At 63.1% G+C, this 19,705-nt stretch carries 20 protein-coding genes; 8 read left to right on the top strand and 12 right to left on the bottom strand.

The features are described from left to right. The first annotated feature begins 27 nt into the window (after positions 1-27). Positions 28-516, top strand: coding sequence for an RNA pyrophosphohydrolase (locus tag ACTTAG_RS00375; RefSeq protein ID WP_444463673.1), 489 nt, complete (start codon positions 28-30; stop codon positions 514-516). An 11-nt stretch (positions 517-527) separates the two neighbouring features. On the opposite strand, the gene nadC is transcribed toward ACTTAG_RS00375, so the two are convergent. The 7 genes from nadC to ACTTAG_RS00340 form a co-directional block, all read right to left on the bottom strand. Next, positions 528-1,370, bottom strand: a complete 843-nt coding sequence (gene nadC / locus ACTTAG_RS00370; protein WP_444463672.1) for a carboxylating nicotinate-nucleotide diphosphorylase — start codon at positions 1,368-1,370, stop codon at positions 528-530. After that, on the bottom strand, positions 1,367-2,917 hold the full coding sequence (locus ACTTAG_RS00365) for an L-aspartate oxidase (RefSeq protein WP_444465283.1): 1,551 nt from the start codon (positions 2,915-2,917) through the stop codon (positions 1,367-1,369). Before ACTTAG_RS00365 ends, nadC begins: the two co-directional genes overlap by 4 nt. A gap of 8 nt (positions 2,918-2,925) precedes the next feature. Continuing rightward, positions 2,926-3,966, bottom strand: coding sequence for a quinolinate synthase NadA (gene nadA, locus ACTTAG_RS00360; RefSeq protein WP_444463671.1), 1,041 nt, complete (start codon positions 3,964-3,966; stop codon positions 2,926-2,928). Between the two features lie 118 nt (positions 3,967-4,084). Further along, positions 4,085-4,780, bottom strand: coding sequence for a DNA polymerase III subunit epsilon (dnaQ, locus tag ACTTAG_RS00355; RefSeq protein WP_444463670.1), 696 nt, complete (start codon positions 4,778-4,780; stop codon positions 4,085-4,087). Continuing rightward, the gene (gene coaE / locus ACTTAG_RS00350) at positions 4,773-5,369 is read right to left on the bottom strand and encodes a dephospho-CoA kinase (RefSeq protein WP_444463669.1); all 597 of its coding nucleotides are present in this window, start codon (positions 5,367-5,369) and stop codon (positions 4,773-4,775) included. The genes dnaQ and coaE overlap by 8 nt, the downstream gene beginning before the upstream one ends. After that, a complete protein-coding gene (locus ACTTAG_RS00345) occupies positions 5,366-6,196 on the bottom strand; it encodes a shikimate dehydrogenase (protein ID WP_444463668.1) in 831 nt (276 codons plus the stop codon). The genes coaE and ACTTAG_RS00345 overlap by 4 nt, the downstream gene beginning before the upstream one ends. Then, positions 6,193-6,792, bottom strand: coding sequence for a Maf family protein (locus ACTTAG_RS00340; protein WP_444463667.1), 600 nt, complete (start codon positions 6,790-6,792; stop codon positions 6,193-6,195). The genes ACTTAG_RS00345 and ACTTAG_RS00340 overlap by 4 nt, the downstream gene beginning before the upstream one ends. A 396-nt stretch (positions 6,793-7,188) precedes the next feature. Here ACTTAG_RS00340 and ACTTAG_RS00335 point away from each other — a divergent pair, with 396 nt between their 5' ends. The 7 genes from ACTTAG_RS00335 (at position 7,189) to ACTTAG_RS00305 (ending at position 14,589) form a co-directional block, all read left to right on the top strand. Further along, positions 7,189-7,665 carry a CopD family protein gene (locus tag ACTTAG_RS00335; protein ID WP_444463666.1) on the top strand — a complete coding sequence of 159 codons (477 nt, stop codon included), beginning with the start codon at positions 7,189-7,191 and terminating at the stop codon, positions 7,663-7,665. Positions 7,666-7,799: 134 nt separating this feature from the next. Continuing rightward, positions 7,800-9,068, top strand: a complete 1,269-nt coding sequence (rho, locus tag ACTTAG_RS00330) for a transcription termination factor Rho (RefSeq protein ID WP_444463665.1) — start codon at positions 7,800-7,802, stop codon at positions 9,066-9,068. Between the two features lie 28 nt (positions 9,069-9,096). Then, positions 9,097-10,380 (top strand): tRNA uridine-5-carboxymethylaminomethyl(34) synthesis GTPase MnmE, encoded by a 1,284-nt coding sequence (gene mnmE / locus ACTTAG_RS00325; RefSeq protein ID WP_444463664.1) that lies wholly within the window; start codon positions 9,097-9,099, stop codon positions 10,378-10,380. Positions 10,381-10,392: 12 nt separating this feature from the next. Beyond that, entirely contained in the window at positions 10,393-12,255 is a 1,863-nt protein-coding gene (gene mnmG / locus ACTTAG_RS00320) for a tRNA uridine-5-carboxymethylaminomethyl(34) synthesis enzyme MnmG (protein ID WP_444463663.1), read from the top strand. Next, positions 12,252-12,875: a 16S rRNA (guanine(527)-N(7))-methyltransferase RsmG gene (rsmG, locus tag ACTTAG_RS00315; RefSeq protein WP_444463662.1), complete on the top strand. Its 624-nt coding sequence runs from the start codon at positions 12,252-12,254 to the stop codon at positions 12,873-12,875. The genes mnmG and rsmG overlap by 4 nt, the downstream gene beginning before the upstream one ends. Beyond that, complete coding sequence (locus ACTTAG_RS00310) at positions 12,868-13,683, top strand: ParA family protein (RefSeq protein ID WP_444463661.1); 816 nt, start codon at positions 12,868-12,870, stop codon at positions 13,681-13,683. Before rsmG ends, ACTTAG_RS00310 begins: the two co-directional genes overlap by 8 nt. A 3-nt stretch (positions 13,684-13,686) precedes the next feature. After that, positions 13,687-14,589: a ParB/RepB/Spo0J family partition protein gene (locus ACTTAG_RS00305; protein ID WP_444463660.1), complete on the top strand. Its 903-nt coding sequence runs from the start codon at positions 13,687-13,689 to the stop codon at positions 14,587-14,589. 6 nt (positions 14,590-14,595) lie between these two features. On the opposite strand, the gene ACTTAG_RS00300 is transcribed toward ACTTAG_RS00305, so the two are convergent. From ACTTAG_RS00300 to ACTTAG_RS00280, 5 genes are read right to left on the bottom strand one after another with little or no spacing between them, the layout of a single operon-like run. Further along, positions 14,596-14,967, bottom strand: a complete 372-nt coding sequence (locus tag ACTTAG_RS00300) for a hypothetical protein (protein ID WP_444463659.1) — start codon at positions 14,965-14,967, stop codon at positions 14,596-14,598. Next, entirely contained in the window at positions 14,964-16,052 is a 1,089-nt protein-coding gene (gene flhB, locus ACTTAG_RS00295; RefSeq protein WP_444463658.1) for a flagellar type III secretion system protein FlhB, read from the bottom strand. Before flhB ends, ACTTAG_RS00300 begins: the two co-directional genes overlap by 4 nt. Next, a complete protein-coding gene (locus ACTTAG_RS00290) occupies positions 16,049-16,825 on the bottom strand; it encodes a flagellar biosynthetic protein FliR (RefSeq protein ID WP_444463657.1) in 777 nt (258 codons plus the stop codon). Before ACTTAG_RS00290 ends, flhB begins: the two co-directional genes overlap by 4 nt. Beyond that, the gene (gene flhA / locus ACTTAG_RS00285) at positions 16,822-18,909 is read right to left on the bottom strand and encodes a flagellar biosynthesis protein FlhA (RefSeq protein ID WP_444463656.1); all 2,088 of its coding nucleotides are present in this window, start codon (positions 18,907-18,909) and stop codon (positions 16,822-16,824) included. The genes ACTTAG_RS00290 and flhA overlap by 4 nt, the downstream gene beginning before the upstream one ends. Beyond that, complete coding sequence (locus tag ACTTAG_RS00280) at positions 18,909-19,697, bottom strand: transglycosylase SLT domain-containing protein (protein ID WP_444463655.1); 789 nt, start codon at positions 19,695-19,697, stop codon at positions 18,909-18,911. The genes flhA and ACTTAG_RS00280 overlap by 1 nt, the downstream gene beginning before the upstream one ends. Positions 19,698-19,705 lie beyond the last annotated feature (8 nt).

Genomic DNA, 19,705 nt, shown 5'->3' with positions numbered 1-19,705 from the left:
AAGGCCCCCTTGCCACATGAGGACAAGATGACCCCCGAAAAGCTTGCCGCGCTGCCCTATCGCAAGAATGTCGGCCTTGTGCTGATCAACGCAAAGGGACTGATCTTTGCCGGTCAGCGCATCGACAATCCGGGCCATGCCTGGCAGATGCCGCAAGGGGGCATCGACGCGGGCGAACGGCCGAAGGAAGCCGCGCTGCGCGAGCTGCAGGAGGAAACCGGGGTCCGCCCGGATCTGGTGGAAAAGATCGCCAAGACCGAGGATTGGCTGGTCTATGACCTGCCCGAGGAGCTGATCGGCAATATCTGGGGCGGCAAATATCGCGGCCAGAAGCAGAAATGGTTCCTGTTCCGCTTTCTGGGCCAGGACAGCGATGTGAATATCGCGACCGAGCACCCGGAATTTTCCGTCTGGCGCTGGATGGAACCGGCGGAACTGGTGGAAAAGATCGTGCCCTTCAAGCGCGCCGTCTATGAACAGGTGTTCGACATTTTCGCCGAACACCTGAAGAAATAGGCTCTGTTCGGTCAGAAATCGAGGCCAAGGTCGAAGGTGCGCGCCGAATGCGTCAGCGCCCCCGACGAAATGTAATCAACCCCGGTCGCGGCGACTTCGGCGATGCGGTCGAGCCGCATGTTGCCCGAGGCTTCCAGCACCACGCGGCCGTGGGTCAGCGCCACCGCCTCGCGCAGGGTCGGCGTGTCCATGTTGTCGAGCAAGATCACGTCGGCGCCACCGATGGACAGCGCCTGTTCCAGCTGGTCCAGGCTGTCCACCTCCAGCTCGACGCGCATCATGTGGCTGCAGGCGGCCTTGGCGGCTTCCAGCACGGCGCGGATGCCCCCGGCGGCGGCAATATGGTTGTCCTTGATCAGGATCGCATCGGAGAGGCCAAAGCGGTGGTTCGAGCCGCCGCCATGCGCCACCGCGGTTTTCTCGATCAGGCGCAGGCCGGGGGTGGTCTTGCGGGTGCAGGTGATGCGGGTTTTGGTGCCGCGGGTTTGCGCGACGAAACTGGCGGTCAGGCTGGCGATGCCGGTCATCCGGCCCGCGAAGTTCAGCGCAACCCGTTCCCCCATCAGGATCGAGGCGGCTGCGCCCGAAATCGTCATCAGGCATTGACCCTTGCCGCAGGGATGGCCGTCGGCGACATGGGTGGTGACCGCAAGCGTCGGATCGACAAGGCGAAAGGCGAGGGCGGCGACCTGCATCCCCGAGACGACGCCCTCTTCGCGGGCGTTCACCCGGGCTTCATAGCGCGTGCTGGCGGGCACGACGGCGCGGGTGGTGACATCGCCCATCGGCGAGAGATCCTCCATCAGCGCGGCGCGGATCACGGGTTCCAGCAGGAAATCGGGCAGTTGGGTCATTCTTCCTCCAGCGCGCGGGCGCGGATGTCCAGCGCTTCGGTCAGGGTCAGAAAGCTGCGTTTGGCTTGAACAGGGTCTGTTTTCGGGAAATCGGAGCGGTAATGGCCGCCCCGGCTTTCGGTGCGGATCAGCGCCGCGGCGGCAATCAGCGTCGCGGTGGCGGTCATGTTGCGGAGCGCCTCGCGGTCGGCCTTGGCCTCGATTTCCGCAAGGATGCGCAGGGCGGCTTTCAGCCCTGTGGCATCCCGGACAACGCCGACGCCATCGGTCATCGCCTGCCGCAGACGGGCCACCGCGGCTTCGTCCACCGGGGAACCGCCCGCGGGGAAGGACAGGGCAACGGTGTCGGCCTGCGTCACGGGGACCGTTTCGGCAATGCCTTCGGCACAGATGCGGGCGAAGACAAGCGCTTCCAGAAGCCCGTTCGAGGCCAGCCGATTGGCGCCATGCAGCCCGGTCGAGGAGGCCTCGCCGCAGACCCAGAGCCGGTTCAGCGAGGATCGGCCGCGGTCATCGACGGCAATCCCGCCCATGTGATAATGCGCGGCGGCGGCAACCGGGATCGGTTGCAAAACAGGGTCTATTCCGGCTGAAAAGCAGGCTTCCGCGACGGCGGGGAAGCGTTTCGGCAGCTCGGCCCCCAGCACCTGACGCGTGTCCAGAACCGGGTTCCGCCCCGCCTGCCGTTCCAGATAGACCGCGCGGGCAACGATATCGCGCGGCGCGAGTTCGGCATCGGGATGGATCGGAAGCATGAAGCGCTCGCCCCGGTCATTGAGCAGGACGGCGCCTTCACCCCGAAGCGCCTCGGTCGCCAAGGGGGCCGGGTCTTCGCCCGTCGCCATCGCCGTCGGGTGGAATTGCACGAATTCCGCATCGGCAATCAGGGCGCCCGCCCGGGCGGCCATGCCAATCACCTGACCCCGGATGCGCGGCGGGTTGGTGGTGACGGCGTAAAGCCCGCCCGAGCCGCCCCCGGCGAGCAGCACCGCAGGGGTGCGGATCAGCACGCGGCCGGTCGAGGCGGCGGCGGATTCAACCCAAAGCCCGGTGACGGTGCCATTCTGGACCTGAAGCCGCGTCGCAATCACCCCTTCGAGCACCTGCACCGAGGGGCAGGCGCGCACGGCGGCAATCAGCGTCTGCATGATCTCATGGCCCGCCTGATCGCCCTTGACCCGCACGACGCGGGGGCGGGAATGGGCGGCCTCGCGCGACATCACATAATCGCCCTGCGCATCGCGGTCGAAAGGCGCGCCCAAAGCGGTCAGATCGAGAATGCGATTGCGCGCCTCGTTCGTCACCAGACGCGCGATGGCGGCATCGACGGTGCCGGCCCCTGCGGTTTCGGTGTCTTTCGCGTGATCCTCGGCGCTGTCGGGGGGGGCCATTGCAGCAGCCACACCCCCCTGCGCCCAGGCCGACGACGCGCCTTCGCCCAAGCTCTCGGGCGAGATCACCAGAACCGGATGCGGTGCCAGTTTCAGCGCCGCATAAAGCGCCCCCAGCCCCGCACCGACGATGACGACGCGCGGGGTCTCGATCACCGGATCGCTCACCGCGACAGCTCGATCATGCGTTCGACCGCTGCCCGCGCCTTGCCCGCGATGGCGGGATCGACGGTAACCTCTTCTGTGCCCGCATGCAGCGACCACAGGATCTTTTCCAGCGTGATCATCTTCATATAGGGGCACATGTTGCAGGGCCCCAGAAACTCGACCGAGGGCAGGGCATCGGCGATGTTCGAGGCCATCGAGCATTCGGTGACCAGCATCACCTGCGCCGGTTTTTCGCGCGTCACGAAGTCGATCATCCCCGCGGTCGAGCCCGAAAAATCCGCCTCGGCCACCACATCGGGCGGGCATTCCGGGTGGGCGATGATCTTCGTTCCGGGATGCCAGGCGCGGAAATCGCGCAGGTCTTGCGGCGTGTATTGTTCATGCACGATGCAGGACCCGGCCCACCAGACCACGTTTTTCTGCGGCACGGCCTTCGCCACGTTCTGCGCCAGATATTGATCGGGCGTCATGATGACCGTCTGTTCGGGCAGGGCCGCCACGATCCGCGCCGCATTGGCCGAGGTGCAGCAGATGTCCGACGCGGCTTTGACCGCCGCCGTGGTGTTGACATAGCTGACGACCGGCGCGCCCGGGTATTTCGCCCGCATCTGAGCGATGCCTTCGGGGGTGATGCTTTCGGCCAACGAACAGCCCGCCTGAACATCGGGGATCAGCACGCGCTTGGCCGGGTTCAGGATCTTCGAGGTCTCGGCCATGAAATGCACGCCGCATTGCACGATGGTCTCGGCCTCGACCTTCGTCGCCTCGATCGCCAGCTGCAGGCTGTCGCCCACGACATCGGCGACACCGTGATAAATCTCGGGCGTCATGTAGTTATGCGCCAGGATCACCGCGTTCTTTTCGCGCTTCAGCCGGTTGATCGCGCGGATATAGGGCGCGTGGCGGGCGAAATCGGGCAGGGGGATCACGCGATCCATGCGGGCATGAACCTCGGCCATCTCTTGCGCCAGCGTCAGCGAGGGCGCCAGATCATAAGCCTCGGCCAGAGCCGCGCGCATCGTAGCGAAGTCCAGCATGGGCTCCCTCCCCAAAACTGCGAACGCCCTAAACTGCGAACGCGATGCATCTAATGGCTGCGGGGCGGGGATGGAATGGGAAAATTGCCGCAAGGCTGCGTTTTGTGAAATTTATGTGTCAGCGGGGCCGCTTCCAGATCGCACCCTCGCCCAGTTTGGCGACAAAGGCGACATGGGCTTCGGCCTCGGCCTCGGTGATCCGCGGGGGCAGGGGAACGGGGCGCGGCCGGGGCCGCCATTCGCCGCCGGAAACCGTGGATTTGGCCTGAACAGGGTCGATATTGAGGCCAAACCCGGGTTGCCTGCCACCAATCAGTTCCAGATAGACTTCGGCCAGAATCTCGGAATCGAGGAGCGCCCCGTGCAGGGTCCGGGCCGAATTGTCGATGCCGAACCGACGGCACAGCGCATCGAGCGTGGCGGGCGAGCCGGGAAATTTTCGCCGCGCCATCGCCAGGGTGTCCAGCGCACGATCCGCCGCGATCAGCGGCTTTTGCACCCAGCCGAGTTCCGCATTCAGGAATTTCATGTCGAAGGCGGCATTGTGGATGACAAGCTTCGAATCCGCGCCGATGAAATCGAGGAAATCCTGCGCAATCGCACCGAATTTCGGCTTGTCGCGCAGGAAATCATCGCCCAAGCCATGCACGGCAAAGGCTTCCTGCGGCATCGCGCGTTCGGGGTTGATGTATTGATGATAGGTCCGCCCGGTGGGGACGTGGTTCATCAGCTCGACCGCGCCGATTTCGACGATGCGATGCCCTTCGGAGGGTTCAAATCCGGTGGTTTCGGTATCAAGGACGATTTCACGCATGGCGGCTCCGCAGGGTTGCGATCAGCTTTCGCACTTCGGCGCGGGTCTGTTCAAGGATCAAGGTCTGGATCACATGATCGGCACGGCGGCGCTTTTCGGCATCGGGCAGCTGGCGGGCGAGGATCATGTCCAGCTGCGCAGCGGTCATCTGGCCGCGGGCCAGAACGCGGGCGCGTTGCACATCGGGCGGGGCGGTGACGACAAGCACGGCATCGCAGTCCTTTTCGGCGCCGGTCTCATAGAGCAGCGGGATATCCAGAAGGATCAGATCCGCGGTTTGATGGGCCAGAAGGAACGCCTGCCGCGACGCCTGCACCAGCGGATGAACCACCGATTCCAGCCGGGATAGAGCCTGTTTGTCGGCTTTCAGCAGGGTCTTCAGCCGGTCCCGATCCACCGCGCCGTCGCGGATCGCTTCGGGGAAGATCGCCGCCAAAGGCGCAACGGCGGCGCCGCCTTTGGCGTAAATCGCATGAACCGTGGCGTCAGCATCCCAGACCGGGATGCCCTCATCCGCAAAAAGTCGCGCCGTCGTCGATTTCCCCATGCCGATCGAGCCGGTGAGACCGAGACGGAAGGGGCCTTTCATGCCGCCAACACCACGGCGCGCAATTCCGGGGTGACTTCGGGGCGGTGGCCGAACCAGCGCTCGAACCCCGGGACGGCCTGATGCAAGAGCATGCCAAGACCGTCGACGGTGACACAGCCGCGGGCGGCGGCGGCATTCAGGAAATCGGTGCGCAGGGGGGTATAGACGCAATCGGTGACGACGGCCGGGGCGGAAAGGGTGTCCAGCGGCAGGTCGAAGGCGGCCTTGCCCGCCATGCCAAGCGAGGAGGTGTTCACCACCGTCGTCGCGTCCTCGAAGATCTGGCCGACGCTGTCCCAGTCCTGAACCACGAGGCGGGGGCCGAATTCGGTGCAAAGTGCCTCGGCCCGGGCGCGGGTGCGGTTGGCGATGCGGATTTCCGGGCAACCGGCATCAAGCAGGGCCACGACGATGGCGCGGGCGGCGCCGCCTGCGCCGATCACCGCGGCGGGGCCGGAACTGGCCTGCCAGCCCGGGGCGCCCTCGATCAGATTGGCAAGAAAGCCGATGCCGTCGGTGTTGTCAGCATGAATCCGGCCGGTTTCATCGAAAACGAGCGTATTCGCCGCCCCGATCCGCGCGGCACGGTCAGAGACCACATCGGCCAGCGCCAGCGCTGTTTCCTTGTGCGGAATGGTGATGTTGCAGCCGACAAACCCGGCGCGGGGCAGGGCCCGCAGAACGGCTTCCAGATCGCCTTCGGCCACATCCATCGGGATGTAATGGCCACGGATGCCACAGGTTTTCAGCCAATAGCCATGCAGCGCGGGCGAGCGGGAGTGATTGATCGGATGACCGATCACCCCGGCCAGAGGAATGCGGGTCATGTCGTCAGATCTCCTCGGGCGCGCAGCCAGTTCAGAAATTCGATCAGGGGCAGGCCCAGAACGGCAAAATAATCGCCCTCGACCGCGGAAAACAACCGCACGCCTTCCTCTTCGAGCTTGTAGCAGCCGACGGCGTGGCGGATCGAGTCCCAGTTGCGGGCGGTATACTCGGCGATGAACGCGTCAGAGAGCGGGTGCATGGTGAGCCGCACCTCGGCCAGATGGCCCCATAGCGGGCGGCCATCCTGCACCACGACCAGCGCCGAGAGCAGCCGATGCGTCTGGCCCGACAGCGCGCGCAGCTGCGCCCGGGCCTGATCGGGGGTTTCGGGTTTCGAGAAGATCTCGCCTTGCAATTCAAGCACCTGATCGGCGCCCAGCACCAGCGCGCCGGGGTAGCGGGCGGATTGCTTCACCGCCTTCGCCTCGGCCAGATGATCGGCGACATCGCGGGGCGTGGCGCCCTCCTGTGCGAGCCCGTGACGGATCGCCTCTTCGTCGATACGGGCTGGCGAAATCGTCACACCAAGCCCGGCAGCGCGCAAAAGCCGGGAGCGGATTTCCGAAGACGAGGCCAGAACAAGGTCGGGAAACATGTGGACAACCGGCAGGAAAACCATGGGGTGAAGCTGGGGGAGCAAGCGGCCCCGCATCTTTCCTCCCCGTTCGGGGGGGCTTTTGTCAAGGAACGAAGGGAGACTCCCAGCATGTGGGAAGCCCGCCCGGCCGGATGTGAGGAAGTGCCGCATCGCACAAGAACGAAAACGGAATACCCCAAGGGGACACCCCGATTTTCAACCGCGCAAAGCTTTGAGTAAAAAAGGATAAATCAAAACCATCAACAGGGTTTTTCAACAGTGCCGCCAGCTTGCGCACAGGGCGGAAAAGCGACGGGAAAAGTCATCTATCCACACTGTCCACAGCCCTTACAAAATCATCATCTTTTCTTTTCAAGAAATATTCTTAAGAAGAAGCCGACACAGGAGGCTCAGATGTTCGAACTCGTCACGGATTTCCTTTCGGAGTGGTATTTCTGGACGAAGTCGCTGCATGTGATGTCGGTGCTGGCCTGGATGGCGGGCCTGTTCTACCTGCCGCGGCTTTACGTTTATCACGTCGAAGGGCTGAGAAAGCAGGGTGTTGTTCGCGGCAGCGACATGGATCAGCTGTTTCAGCATCAGGAACGGCTGCTGCTCAAGGCGATCATGAACCCGGCGGCGGTCTCGACCTGGGTCTTTGGCCTGTGTCTGGTCTTCACGCCGGGGATCATCGACTGGAGCATGCAATGGCCCTGGATCAAGGGCGCCTGCGTGATCGCCATGACGGTGTTTCACCTGTTCCTGGCACGCGCGCGGCTGAAATTCGTCGATGGCACGAATGATCTGGCCGGCCGGCAATGGCGGATGATGAACGAAGTGCCGACGCTGCTGATGTTCCTCATCGTCATCGCGGTGATCGTGAAATTCTGACTTCGTTGACTCGACCCGGGGTTTGGGCGTAGAAGCGCCGCAGCCCCGGCCGTCCGGCCGACAGGTTTAGCCAAGCCCTGACCCCTGCTGCGCCGCCCTTTCGGGGTCTGGCGCCTTTCGCGGATGGATACGAGATGACCGAACGTTTGAACCTTTCCGATCTGAAGGCGAAAAGCCCCAAGGATCTTCTGGCCATGGCCGAGGAATGGGAGATCGAGAACGCCTCGACCATGCGCAAGGGCGAGATGATGTTCTCGATCCTCAAGGAACATGCCGAGGAAGATATCGAGATCGGTGGCGATGGCGTGCTGGAAGTGCTGCAGGACGGGTTCGGCTTCCTGCGCTCGCCCGAGGCGAACTATCTGCCCGGCCCCGATGACATCTATGTGTCGCCCGAGATGATCCGTCAGTTCAGCCTGCGCACCGGCGACACGGTCGAAGGCATCATCCGCGCGCCGGGCGAAAACGAGCGCTATTTCGCCCTGACCGGGGTGGAACGGATCAATTTCGAAGACCCGGAAAAGGCGCGTCACAAGGTGGCCTTCGACAACCTGACGCCGCTTTACCCCGATGAACGGCTGAAGATGGAGATCGAGGACCCGACGCTGCGGGATCGTTCGGCGCGGATCATCGACCTGGTGTCGCCGATCGGCAAGGGGCAGCGCGGGCTGATCGTGGCGCCGCCGCGGACCGGGAAAACCGTTCTGCTGCAGAACATCGCCCATTCGATCGCGATGAACCATCCGGAATGCTATCTGATCGTGCTTCTGATCGACGAACGCCCGGAAGAGGTCACCGACATGCAGCGCTCGGTGAAGGGCGAGGTGATTTCCTCGACCTTCGACGAACCCGCGACGCGCCACGTTGCCGTGGCCGAAATGGTGATCGAAAAGGCCAAGCGTCTGGTCGAGCACAAACGAGATGTGGTGATCTTGCTCGACTCGATCACAAGACTTGGGCGGGCTTACAACACGGTCGTGCCCAGCTCGGGCAAGGTGCTGACGGGCGGTGTCGATGCCAACGCGCTGCAGCGGCCGAAGCGCTTCTTTGGCGCGGCGCGCAACATCGAAGAGGGCGGCTCGCTGACGATCATTGCCACGGCGCTGATCGACACCGGCTCGCGCATGGACGAGGTGATCTTTGAAGAATTCAAGGGCACCGGCAACAGCGAGATCGTGCTGGACCGCAAGGTCGCCGACAAGCGCGTCTTCCCGGCGATGGATATTCTGAAATCCGGTACGCGGAAGGAAGATCTTCTGGTCGATCAGAAAGACCTACAGAAAACCTATCTGCTGCGCCGCATCCTGAACCCGATGGGCACGACGGATGCGATCGAATTCCTGATCTCGAAGCTGAAGCAGACGAAAACCAATGGCGAGTTCTTCGATTCGATGAACGGCTGAGGTATCGTTACCCCCGAGAGGGATTTCGATGGATACGATCTATGCGCAGGCATCCGGCCGCGGCAAGGCCGGCATTGCAGTCATTCGCCTGTCCGGGCCGCAGTCTTGGGCGGCGGTGGCCGCGCTTTGCGGCAATGTGCCCCCGCCGCGGCAAACTGCGGTGCGGCTGCTGAAATCCGGCGCCGATGTGCTGGATGAAGCGCTGGTGCTTTGCTTCGCCCCGGGCCACAGTTTCACCGGCGAGGAATCGGCGGAATTGCACCTGCATGGGGCATTGGCAACCGTTGCTGCGGTGCTGAAGGCGCTTGGGTCCTTGGGATTTCTGCGGCTGGCGGAACCGGGAGAGTTCACCCGACGCGCGATGGAGAGCGGTCGGCTGGATCTGGCGCAGGTCGAGGGGCTGGCCGATCTGATCGAAGCGGAAACCGAGGCGCAGCGACGGCAGGCCTTGGCGGTCCTGTCGGGAGCGGTCGGGCGGATGGTGGAGGTCTGGCGCAGCAAGCTGATTCGCGCGGCGGCGCTGATGGAAGCCTGCATCGATTTTGCCGACGAGGATGTCCCCGAGGACGTGACTCCGGAAGTGCGCGATTTGCTGAAGGATGTCGCCGCGGAACTGGGCCGCGAGATGGCGCGGATTTCGGTGACGGAGCGGGTTCGCGAAGGGTTTGAAGTAGCGATCGTCGGTCGGCCCAATGCGGGCAAGTCGACCCTGCTGAATGCGCTGGCGGGGCGCGAAGCGGCGATCACCTCGGAAATCGCGGGAACGACGCGGGATGTGATCGAGGTTCGCATGGATCTTTCGGGTCTTGCGGTCACTTTGCTGGACACGGCAGGGCTGCGCGAAACCGAGGATCGCGTCGAAGCCATCGGGGTTGCGCGCGCGCTCGAACGGGCGCAACAGGCGGATTTGCGCGTTTTTCTGCTGGATGAGGGGGAAGTTCCGCTTTTGGACCCGGTTGCCGATGATCTTGTCGTGAAGGGCAAGTCGGACCTTGGCGGGGGCGATGGTCTTCGTGTTTCCGGAAAGACCGGCGAGGGACTCGACAGGCTTGTGGCCGAAATCACGGCACGGTTGTCGCAGCGGGCGTCAGGGGCCGGGGTGATGACGCGCGAACGGCATCGCGACTGCCTGGCCCGTGCCGAAGCCGCCTTGCGGGCGGCCTCTGGCGAACTGGATCACGGGTTGGAACGGCTTGATCTGGCGGCGGAGCAGTGTCGAACCGCGGTCCGGGCGTTGGAATCCTTGCTTGGCCGGGTTGATGTCGAGGCCCTTCTTGATGAAATCTTCGCCAGTTTCTGCATCGGCAAATGAGGAGTGTTTCACGTGAAACATTTTGACGTGATCGTCGTCGGAGGCGGGCATGCGGGAACCGAAGCCGCGCATGCGGCCGCGCGGCTTAGGGCACGGACGGCGTTGGTGACGATGCGTCTTGAGGCGATCGGTGTCATGTCCTGCAATCCGGCGATCGGGGGCCTGGGCAAGGGGCATCTTGTCCGCGAGATCGACGCGCTGGACGGTGTGATGGGCAAGGCGGCCGACCGGGCAGGAATTCAATTCCGGCTTCTCAACCGTCGCAAGGGACCAGCCGTGCAGGGTCCAAGGACCCAAGCCGACCGGAAGCTCTATCGTCTCGCCATTGCAGACCTTTGCGCGCGCCAGCCGAATCTGGACCTTGTTGCCGGGGAGGTGACGGATCTTCTGATGTCCGGGTCGACCATCGCGGGCGTTCGATTGGCGGACGGGTCGGAGATTCGCGCCGCGGCTGTCGTGTTGACGACGGGCACGTTCCTGAACGGGGTGATCCATGTCGGCGATCAGCGCAGGCCTGGCGGGCGCGTCGGCGACGAGGCTTCTGTGCCCTTGGCGCATCGTTTGCGCGCCATCGTTCCGAAGGTTGGACGTCTCAAGACCGGAACCCCGCCGCGGCTGGATGGCCGGAGCATCGACTGGGACAGGCTGGAAACGCAACCGGGGGATGAAGACCCGGTGATGCTGAGCTTTCTCAGCCAAAAGCCCTTCGTGCGCCAGATCTCCTGCGGCATCACGCATACCAATGAAGCGACGCACGAGGTCATTCGCAACAACCTGAAGCGTTCGGCGATGTATGGTGGGCATATCGAGGGGGTCGGTCCAAGATATTGTCCGTCTATCGAGGATAAGGTGATTCGCTTCGCCGATAAGTCCTCGCATCAGGTCTTTCTGGAGCCGGAGGGTCTGGAGGACGACACGGTCTATCCCAACGGCATTTCGACCTCTTTGCCCGCCGATGTTCAGGAGGCCTATGTCCGGTCAATCTGCGGATTGGAGCAGGTGCGCATTCTGCAGCCTGGCTATGCGATCGAATACGATTTCGTCGATCCGCGGGCGCTGACGCTGGCGCTGGAACTGCGCGATCAGGAAGGTTTGTTTCTGGCGGGTCAGATCAACGGCACGACCGGATATGAGGAAGCCGCGGCGCAGGGCCTCGTTGCCGGGATCAACGCGGCGGCCAGGGCGCTGGGCCGTGACCCTGTCAATTTCAGCCGGACAGAGTCCTATATCGGTGTCATGATTGACGATTTGATTGGGCGGGGGGTCAGTGAGCCCTATCGCATGTTCACCTCTCGCGCCGAATTCCGCTTGTTCCTGCGTGCGGACAATGCAGATCAGCGGCTCACGCCGCGGGGTGTCGAGATTGGCTGTGTCGGGCCGGAGCGTCGCGTGATTTTCGAACGGAAGATGCAGGCGATATCCGCCGGACGAGAGGTTCTGGAGGCGATCACGCTGACACCGAAACAAACGATGGCGCTCGGTCTGGACCTTAATCAGGACGGCACAAGGCGCTCGGCTTTTCAGTTGCTGTCTTTTGCCGATGTCAGCTTTGAGCAGCTTGGCGCTGCCTTTCCCGAGATTTCAGAGATTTCTCCGGATATTGGCGCTCAGCTGGCCCGGGAGGCGCTTTACGCAAATTACATCCTTCGGCAGCAGCGCGATGTGGAAGCCATGCGCCGTGACGAGAACTGGGAAATTCCCGAAGGCTTCGAGTATGCCGGATTGACCGGCCTGTCGAATGAGCTGAAGGCGAAGTTTTCCGCGGCCCGACCCAGAACATTGCATCAGGCTGCCATGGTCGATGGCGCAACCCCGGCTGCGCTTGCCTTGCTTCTGGCGCGGTTGCGGCAAGAGAAAAGGGCGGCATCGAAGTGACCGGACAAGACGACTTTCGCCGCCGATTCGATGTTTCACGTGAAACAATTCTTCGGCTTGAACTTATGGAAGCCCTGCTGCTGAAATGGAACCCGGCGATCAATCTTGTATCGCAAAGCACGCTTTCCGAGGTCTGGACAAGGCATTTTCTGGATTCTGCGCAGCTTCTGCAGATCGCAGATCCGCCTCCGCAGCATTGGGGGGACCTCGGCAGCGGTGGCGGGTTTCCCGGATTGGTCATTGGAATTCTCGCGCGCGAGATCTTTCCGACCATGCGCCTCACGCTTGTCGAGAGCGACAAGCGCAAGGCTGCCTTCCTGGTGAATGCTGTTCGTGAGTTGGATCTTGGGGCGAAGGTTGCCTCTGTCCGGATCGAATCGCTTGATCCGCTCCAGGTGGACCATCTTTCGGCCCGCGCGCTCGCGCCGCTTGACGTTCTTCTTGGTTTCGCAAGCCGCCACCTGTTGCCAGAGGGTGTCGCGATCTTTCCAAAGGGCAGAAGCTGGCGCGAAGAGGTTGCACTGGCGCGTCAGCCATGGTCCTTTGATTGTGAACAGAAACCCAGTGCCACGGACCCGGATTCCGTGGTCTTGAAAATCAAGGGGTTGCAACGTGCCTGATCCTATACGACCCGCCCAGCCAAGAATCGTCGCGATTGCCAACCAGAAAGGCGGCGTCGGGAAGACCACGACGGCGATAAACCTTGCGGCGGCGATGGCCGAACGCGGCTGCCGTGTGCTGCTGGTCGATCTCGATCCGCAGGGGAACGCCTCGACCGGCCTTGGTCTCGAGCTTGCGGATCGCAAGTTCAGCACTTACGACCTGCTTTTCGGCGAAGCACCTTTGTCGGATGTCATCCACAAGACTGCTTTCGATGGTCTGTTTCTTTCGCCGGCGACGATCGATCTCTCCTCTGCCGACATGGAACTCGTTTCGTCGGAAAAGCGCAGTTTTCTGCTGCATGATGCGTTGCGACAGACCGATATCGACCTTTATGCGCTGGATTACGTTTTGATCGACTGCCCGCCCTCGCTCAATCTTCTGACGGTGAATGCGATGGTCGCGGCGCAGTCGGTTCTTGTGCCGCTGCAGGCTGAATTTTTCGCCCTCGAAGGTCTCTCGCAATTGATGCTGACGATCCGCGAGGTGCGGCAAACCGCAAACCGTGACCTGCGGATCGAAGGGGTCGTGTTGACCATGTATGATGTGCGCAACAACCTGTCGCAGCAGGTCGAGGCCGATGCCCGGGCCACGCTTGGGGAATTGGTGTTCCGGACGATGATCCCGCGCAATGTGCGCATTTCCGAGGCGCCCTCCTACGCCTTGCCGGTGCTGAGCTATGATCCGTCGTCGAAAGGCGCCGAGGCCTACAGGTCGCTGGCGGCGGAATTGCTCGACCATCATGCGACGATGAAAACGAAAGGCTAGGCGATGAGCGAAAAGAAACCCGAGCGCCGCGGTCTTGGTCGCGGCCTGTCTGCGCTGATGGCGGATGTCCAGCTTCCCGTGACGGAACCCGAGACCGCACTGCGGCGCAAGGATCTGCTGGTGCCGATCGAGAAGGTGGTTCCGAACCCCGATCAGCCGCGTCGGAGCTTCGCGCCCGAGGCGCTGGAGGAATTGCGCGCCTCTATCGCCGAAAAGGGGATCATCCAGCCGCTGATCGTGCGGCGGCATCCCGAGGGCGCCGATCTTTACGAAATCGTCGCGGGCGAGCGGCGTTGGCGGGCGGCGCAATTGGCGAAGCTGCACGAATTGCCGGTGATCGTGCGCGATTTTACCGATACCGAGGTCCTCGAGGTTGCGATCATCGAGAATATCCAGCGCGCTGATCTCAATCCGCTGGAAGAGGCGATGGGATATCGCCAGCTGATGGATCGTTTCGGCCATACGCAGGAAAAACTGGCGGAGGCACTGTCGAAAAGCCGCAGCCATATCGCGAATCTGCTGCGTCTGCTCAACCTGCCCGACGAGGTGCAGGAGTTCCTGCGCGAGGGCAAGCTGACGGCCGGTCATGCCCGCGCGCTGGTGACCGCCACCGATCCTGTGCGTCTGGCGAAGGAGGCGATCACGCGGGGGTTGTCGGTCCGCGATGTCGAGCGCCTTGCCAAGGGCGAAACGTCGCCATCGGTCGCCGCATCCCCCAGATCGGCCGCCAGTCCCGCCCGAGAGAAGGATGCGGACACGCGCGCGCTGGAGGCGGATCTTTCCGCGACCATCGCCATGGCGGTGAGCATCGATCACGACGGGGTCGAGGGCGGGAAGGTGACGATTCGCTACCGGTCGCTCGACGATCTCGACCGGCTGTGCCAGGCGCTCAGCCAGATCGGTTGAGCCGGGCTAAAGCCGGTTGTCCTTGGCTTTCTGCTGCGTTGCCAGAAGATCCCGGGCGATTTCGCCGATATTTCGGTGGCGGCCCGTCGCCGCCGCCGTGCGTTGCTTTTGCAAGTCGATCAGGGGCTGCAGCTGCGCCAGATGATCTGTGATCTGCGTTTGCCGGATCTGCGCCCATTTTTCGAAACTTTCCGCCGCCCGGGCCAGCATCATGTTCTCGGAGCCGGCACGCCAGGCGGCCTGCGCCTCCTCGCCGACTTTTTGCCGTTCGGCTTCGAGACGCTGCCGCCGCAGTGTCAATTTGGCCAGTTCGGCCATCTCGCGATCGCGGATCATCGAGGCGATCCCCTGTAGTGAATCGAGATCCTTGCGTTTCATTTTCTCATCCCGCGTTCGCGCGACCGGCGGCGCATCTTTTCGGCAAAGCGGATCGCCGCGGCAACGGGGCGATAATGGTCCGGATGGATTTCCTCGCCGACCTCCACGGCCGCATGCAGGGCGCGGGCCGTCGGAGGATCGGAATGGATCGGAACACCGGATTCGGCCGCGACCTCGCGGATCCGCGCGGCCACCTCGTCGACGCCCTTGGCAACGCAGACCGGGGCCCGCTTCACGCCGCGTTCCCACTTCAGCGCCACGGCATAGTGAGTCGGGTTCACGATCACCACATCCGCTTTGGCCACATCCGCGATCATCTGCCTGGTCGCGATTTCGATCGCCTTTTGCCGACGTTGCGCCTTGATATGGGGGTCGCCTTCGGATTGCTTCATCTCGTCGGTGAGTTCCTTGCGCGTCATCTTGTTGCGACGCAGGAATTCGAACCTTTGCCACAGATAGTCTATGGCGCCGATCACACCCGCCAGAAGGAGCATCAGCAGCAGGAATTCGACGATCAATTCGGGAAATCGACCCGCCACGATCATCGCGTCGAACTTCTGGCTGAGCAGGATCTCCGGCAGTTCGCGCAGGATGAAATTGCCCAGGATGATCGAGATCACCACCAGTTTCACGAAGCTCTTCGCGAATTCAAACAGGCCCGTGCGGCCGAATTTCTGTTTGAAATTCGCGATCGGATCAATGCGGTTCAGCTTCGGCATCAGCTTTTCGGGCGCAAAGACGACCGCGCGTTGCGCAAACAGGGCACCCAGCACCAAAACGCCCGGCAACAGCAACCAGGGCGCAATCGACAGGCTCGTATTCAGCAGGATTCGGGCGGCCACGCTGGTGCCGCCGCCCAGCAACTCGGTCGAGATCGAATCGGCCTGATCGATCAGCACGCTGGCCCAGGACCCGAACCCTTCGAGCGTGGCTTTGCCGAAGGCCAGCGCGGTCACCACGAATCCCGCATAAACCGCGGCGACGGTGACTTCGGAGGATCGGACCAGATCGCCCTGTTTGCGCGCCTGCTCGATTTTCTGCGGAGTTGGGTCGAATTCCTTCGAGCTTTCGTCTTCCTCGCTCATCGCGTCACCTCGAAGGGCGCGGCCAGGAAGGTTTCGAAAGCGTCATGCCAGACCACAAGCCCGGTCGGAAGCGCCACCATCAGCAGCGCAAGCCCGCCAAGCGTCTGCGCCGGAGCGCCGATCATCGAGACCATCAGCTGCGGCATCGCCCGGTTGATCGCGCCCAGCGCGACGTTGTAGATCAGCCCGGCGATCACGAAAGGCGCCGCAATCGAAAATCCGAGCGCGAAAGCCTGGGAAATGCCGCCAAGACCCCATTGCCGGAACAGGTCGGCATCGGGAAAGGCGCCCGGGGGCAGGACCTGATACGAGCCAAGGAAGATCTGCGTCACTTTCACATGCAGGCCAAGATGGACCGAGATCGCCAGACCGGCCAGAACCAGAAGTTCGCCCACCGCAGGTTGCGGCTCGCCGGTGGTGCCGCCGAACAATTGCGACAGCGAGGTGGATTGCGCCGCGATCGTGCCCGCGATCTGCAGGCAAAGCACGAACAGACGCAGCATCAGACCGAGGAAAAGACCGATCACCGCCTCGGCAAAAAGCCAGACCGGGATCGGCAGCGAGCTCTGGGGCGCCTGGACATGGGGCAGGGCGCCGGGCAGGACGATTGCCGTAAAGGCCAGGGTAAGCGCAAGCTTGACCCGGGTCGGCACCAGCATCTCGCCGAAGGCGGGCATCACCGCCATCGTGCCGCCCACCCGCAGGAAGACGACGAAACCGACCCAGAGCAGGTTCTGGGTCGATTGCAGCAGGAGGGCAAGATCCTCGGTCATGCCTGCACCACGCCGACCATCGAGGGCCGCGCATCAAGGCCGATTTCCTCGAAGCTGAGCACCGGGGCCAGGATGCCCTTGGCGCCCAGCACCGTCTTGAGGAAGCGACGGCGCCGCGTCGAGGTGACGATGGCCGGGAAGATGCCCGCTTCGCCCGCTTTCGCGATCCGTTCGGCGACATTGTTGGCCAGACGATTGAACTTGTCGGGCGGCAGCGCGACATCGGTCTGGCCGCGATCGCCGGGAACCTGGAAGGCGGCGAAAGTGTCCTCCCATTCGGGCGCCAGTTGCAAAAGCGGCAGCGTGCCATCGTCGCGGCGGTATTCCGCGACGAGCTGGAAGCCGAGACGCTGGCGGACATGTTCGCAGATCGCCTCGGGCGATTGCATGCCGCGGACCTCGGCGATGGATTCGACGATCACCAGCAAGTTGCGGATCGAGACACGCTCTTCCAGAAGCAGGCGCAGCACCGCCAGCAGCAGATCGACCGGCACCTTGTCGGGGATCAGCTCGTCAAGCAGCCGCCGGTTCGAATCGGCCCGCACCGGATCGGAGAGGTTGCAGACCTCGTCCAGCAGGCGACGCAGCGCCCGCAGCGTCATCAGACGGCCGAAATTGCGGCGGATCACCTCGAGCAGATGGGTTGCCAGAACCTCGGTCGGGCTGACCACGGTCGAGCCGGCAAGGGCGGCATCTTCCTGTTTCGCGGGCGAAAGCCAGCGCGCGGGGGCGCCATAGACCGGTTCGCGCACGTCTTCGCCCTCGGGCAGGAAATCGCGATTGTCGGTGATCAGCGCCAGGATGCGATCGGGGAAAAGCTTGTCCTTGGCCTGTTCGACCCCCTGGATGCGGATGCGGTAGCAGCCGGAATCCAGCGTGGCATCGTCGGTCAGACGGATTTCGGGCAGGATCAGACCATAGCTGGCCGCCACATGGTTGCGCATGTTGGTGATCCGCGCGTCGAGCCCGGTTGCCGGGTCCAGCGCCATCGCCACCAGATCGGGGGCGAATTCGACATGGATATCATCGACATCCAGCACGTCGCCGATCGACTTGCGTTTCTTCGGCTCGGTGCTTTCGGGAATGCGCATCGCCTCCAGTTCGGCCTTTTTCATCGTGCTGCGCTTGACCATGAAGGCGGTGCCGCCCAGCACGATGGCGCCAATCATGAAGGGCACGAAGGGCAGTCCGGGCACGATGGCAAAGCCCGCCATCAGCACCGCCACCGTGGCCAGCGCCGAGGGATAGCGCGAAAGCTGCTCGAACAGAGCCGAATCCGCCGAGCCCTTGGCACCGCCGCGCGACAGCAGGATGGCCGAGCCGATCGAGATGATCACGGCCGGGATCTGGCTGGTCAGGCCATCGCCGACGGTCAGGATCGCATAGGTTTCCAAGGCGCGCTGCAGCGGCATGTCATGCACGATCGTGCCGATGGCCAGGCCGACGACAAGGTTCAGCAGCGTGATCAGCAGACCGGCGACCGCATCGCCCTTGACGAATTTCGACGCACCGTCAAGCGAGCCAAAGAAGGTCGTTTCCGCCTGTTCCTTTTCGCGCCGCGCCCGCGCCTCGGCATGGTCGATGGCGCCAGCGTTCATGTCGCTGTCGATGGCAAGCTGTTTGCCCGGCATCGCATCGAGGGCGAAACGGGCGCCCACCTCGGCCATCCGGCCCGCGCCCTTGGTGATCACGATGAAGTTGACGATCAGGATCACGCCAAAGACGACAAGCCCGATCATCACCGAGCCGCCCATGATGAAATTGGCGAAACCCTCGATCACATGTCCGGCGGCCCCGGGTCCGGTGTGCCCATTGCCGATGATCAGCTTCGTCGAGGAGACGTTCAGCGACAGCCGCAGCATCAGCGAGGCCAGCAGAATCGTCGGGAAGGCCGAGAAATCCAGCGGACGCTCGATGAAAAGCGTCACGGTGAAGATCAGGATCGCAAGGGCAAAGGAAACCGCCAGGCCAAGGTCAAGCACCCAGGCCGGAACCGGCAGGATCATCATCACGATCACCGCCATCAGCGCCAGAGCCAGAAGGATGGTCGGCTGGAAGATCGCCGAAATCGTCAGCTTCGGCATCAGTTCACCTCGGTCTTGTTGAGCGCGATGGCGAAAAGGCTGGCCCCGGGGGCGGCGCCAAGCGGCGGAGAGACGGTGCCGGTGCGGCGCAGCAGCGGGTAGGAATTGACCCGCGGCGGCTTCGGCGGCGTCATCGGCGCGTTCATCGCGGCAACGATGTCAGGGATTTCCGGAATGTCGTCATAGCCCATCGCCTCGGGTGCGGCATTCATCGCCAGCGCCTCCCCGGCAGCATCGGCGCCCATGAAGCGCTGACGCAACTCGGCGAAGCGGGCGGAATAGCGGTCCGCATGTTCCTTGGTGCGGGAATGGTAAGCCCCGGCGGCGGCGTTCCACGACCCGGTCTCGGCGTAAAGATCGGAGAGGAACTTGGCGGCATAAAGCGCATTCGCCTGCGGATCGAACATCTCGTCGATCGAGGAGAAATGCTCGTTGTGCCATTTGTAATTGATCTGGAAGCAGCCGATGTCGAAGCTGCGCGCCCCGCGCTGGAATTCCTTGAACACATAGGTTCGGGCTTCATCAAGCGTGTCGAACCAGTGACCCGCCCCCTCCATGTTCACGGTCCAGGGCCAGGGCCGCAATTTGCCGTCGATCTTCTTGCCGGTTTCGGTCAGCGAAATCGCTTTCAGCACCGAAACAGGAACCCCGCTTTGCTGCGCGGCATATTCCGCGACCCTTTCGCAGGTGGCCGAGATCGAACTGGCCGACTCGGACGCCAGCACGGGACGCAGCAGCGCCGACATGCCCAGCATGAAGAAAATGACGGTGCGCCAAAGCCTTGGCATGGGATTCC

Source organism: Rhodobacter capsulatus, assembly GCF_052363185.1.
Classification (GTDB): Bacteria; Pseudomonadota; Alphaproteobacteria; order Rhodobacterales; family Rhodobacteraceae; genus Rhodobacter; species Rhodobacter capsulatus_E.
This window is presented reverse-complemented; position numbering and strand designations above follow the sequence as displayed.

Bases quoted from the DNA above. Each gene is read 5' to 3' on its own strand.
- ACTTAG_RS00305 (WP_444463660.1), top strand. From the start codon at position 13,687: ATGAGCGAAAAGAAACCCGAGCGCCGCGGTCTTGGTCGCGGCCTGTCT.
- dnaQ (WP_444463670.1), bottom strand. From the start codon at position 4,780: ATGCGTGAAATCGTCCTTGATACCGAAACCACCGGATTTGAACCCTCC.
- ACTTAG_RS00335 (WP_444463666.1), top strand. From the start codon at position 7,189: ATGTTCGAACTCGTCACGGATTTCCTTTCGGAGTGGTATTTCTGGACG.
- ACTTAG_RS00375 (WP_444463673.1), top strand. From the start codon at position 28: ATGACCCCCGAAAAGCTTGCCGCGCTGCCCTATCGCAAGAATGTCGGC.
- nadC (WP_444463672.1), bottom strand. From the start codon at position 1,370: ATGACCCAACTGCCCGATTTCCTGCTGGAACCCGTGATCCGCGCCGCG.
- flhA (WP_444463656.1), bottom strand. From the start codon at position 18,909: ATGCCGAAGCTGACGATTTCGGCGATCTTCCAGCCGACCATCCTTCTG.
- ACTTAG_RS00345 (WP_444463668.1), bottom strand. From the start codon at position 6,196: ATGACCCGCATTCCTCTGGCCGGGGTGATCGGTCATCCGATCAATCAC.
- mnmE (WP_444463664.1), top strand. From the start codon at position 9,097: ATGGATACGATCTATGCGCAGGCATCCGGCCGCGGCAAGGCCGGCATT.
- ACTTAG_RS00280 (WP_444463655.1), bottom strand. From the start codon at position 19,697: ATGCCAAGGCTTTGGCGCACCGTCATTTTCTTCATGCTGGGCATGTCG.
- ACTTAG_RS00300 (WP_444463659.1), bottom strand. From the start codon at position 14,967: ATGAAACGCAAGGATCTCGATTCACTACAGGGGATCGCCTCGATGATC.
- ACTTAG_RS00340 (WP_444463667.1), bottom strand. From the start codon at position 6,792: ATGTTTCCCGACCTTGTTCTGGCCTCGTCTTCGGAAATCCGCTCCCGG.
- rho (WP_444463665.1), top strand. From the start codon at position 7,800: ATGACCGAACGTTTGAACCTTTCCGATCTGAAGGCGAAAAGCCCCAAG.
- flhB (WP_444463658.1), bottom strand. From the start codon at position 16,052: ATGAGCGAGGAAGACGAAAGCTCGAAGGAATTCGACCCAACTCCGCAG.
- ACTTAG_RS00290 (WP_444463657.1), bottom strand. From the start codon at position 16,825: ATGACCGAGGATCTTGCCCTCCTGCTGCAATCGACCCAGAACCTGCTC.
- coaE (WP_444463669.1), bottom strand. From the start codon at position 5,369: ATGAAAGGCCCCTTCCGTCTCGGTCTCACCGGCTCGATCGGCATGGGG.
- nadA (WP_444463671.1), bottom strand. From the start codon at position 3,966: ATGCTGGACTTCGCTACGATGCGCGCGGCTCTGGCCGAGGCTTATGAT.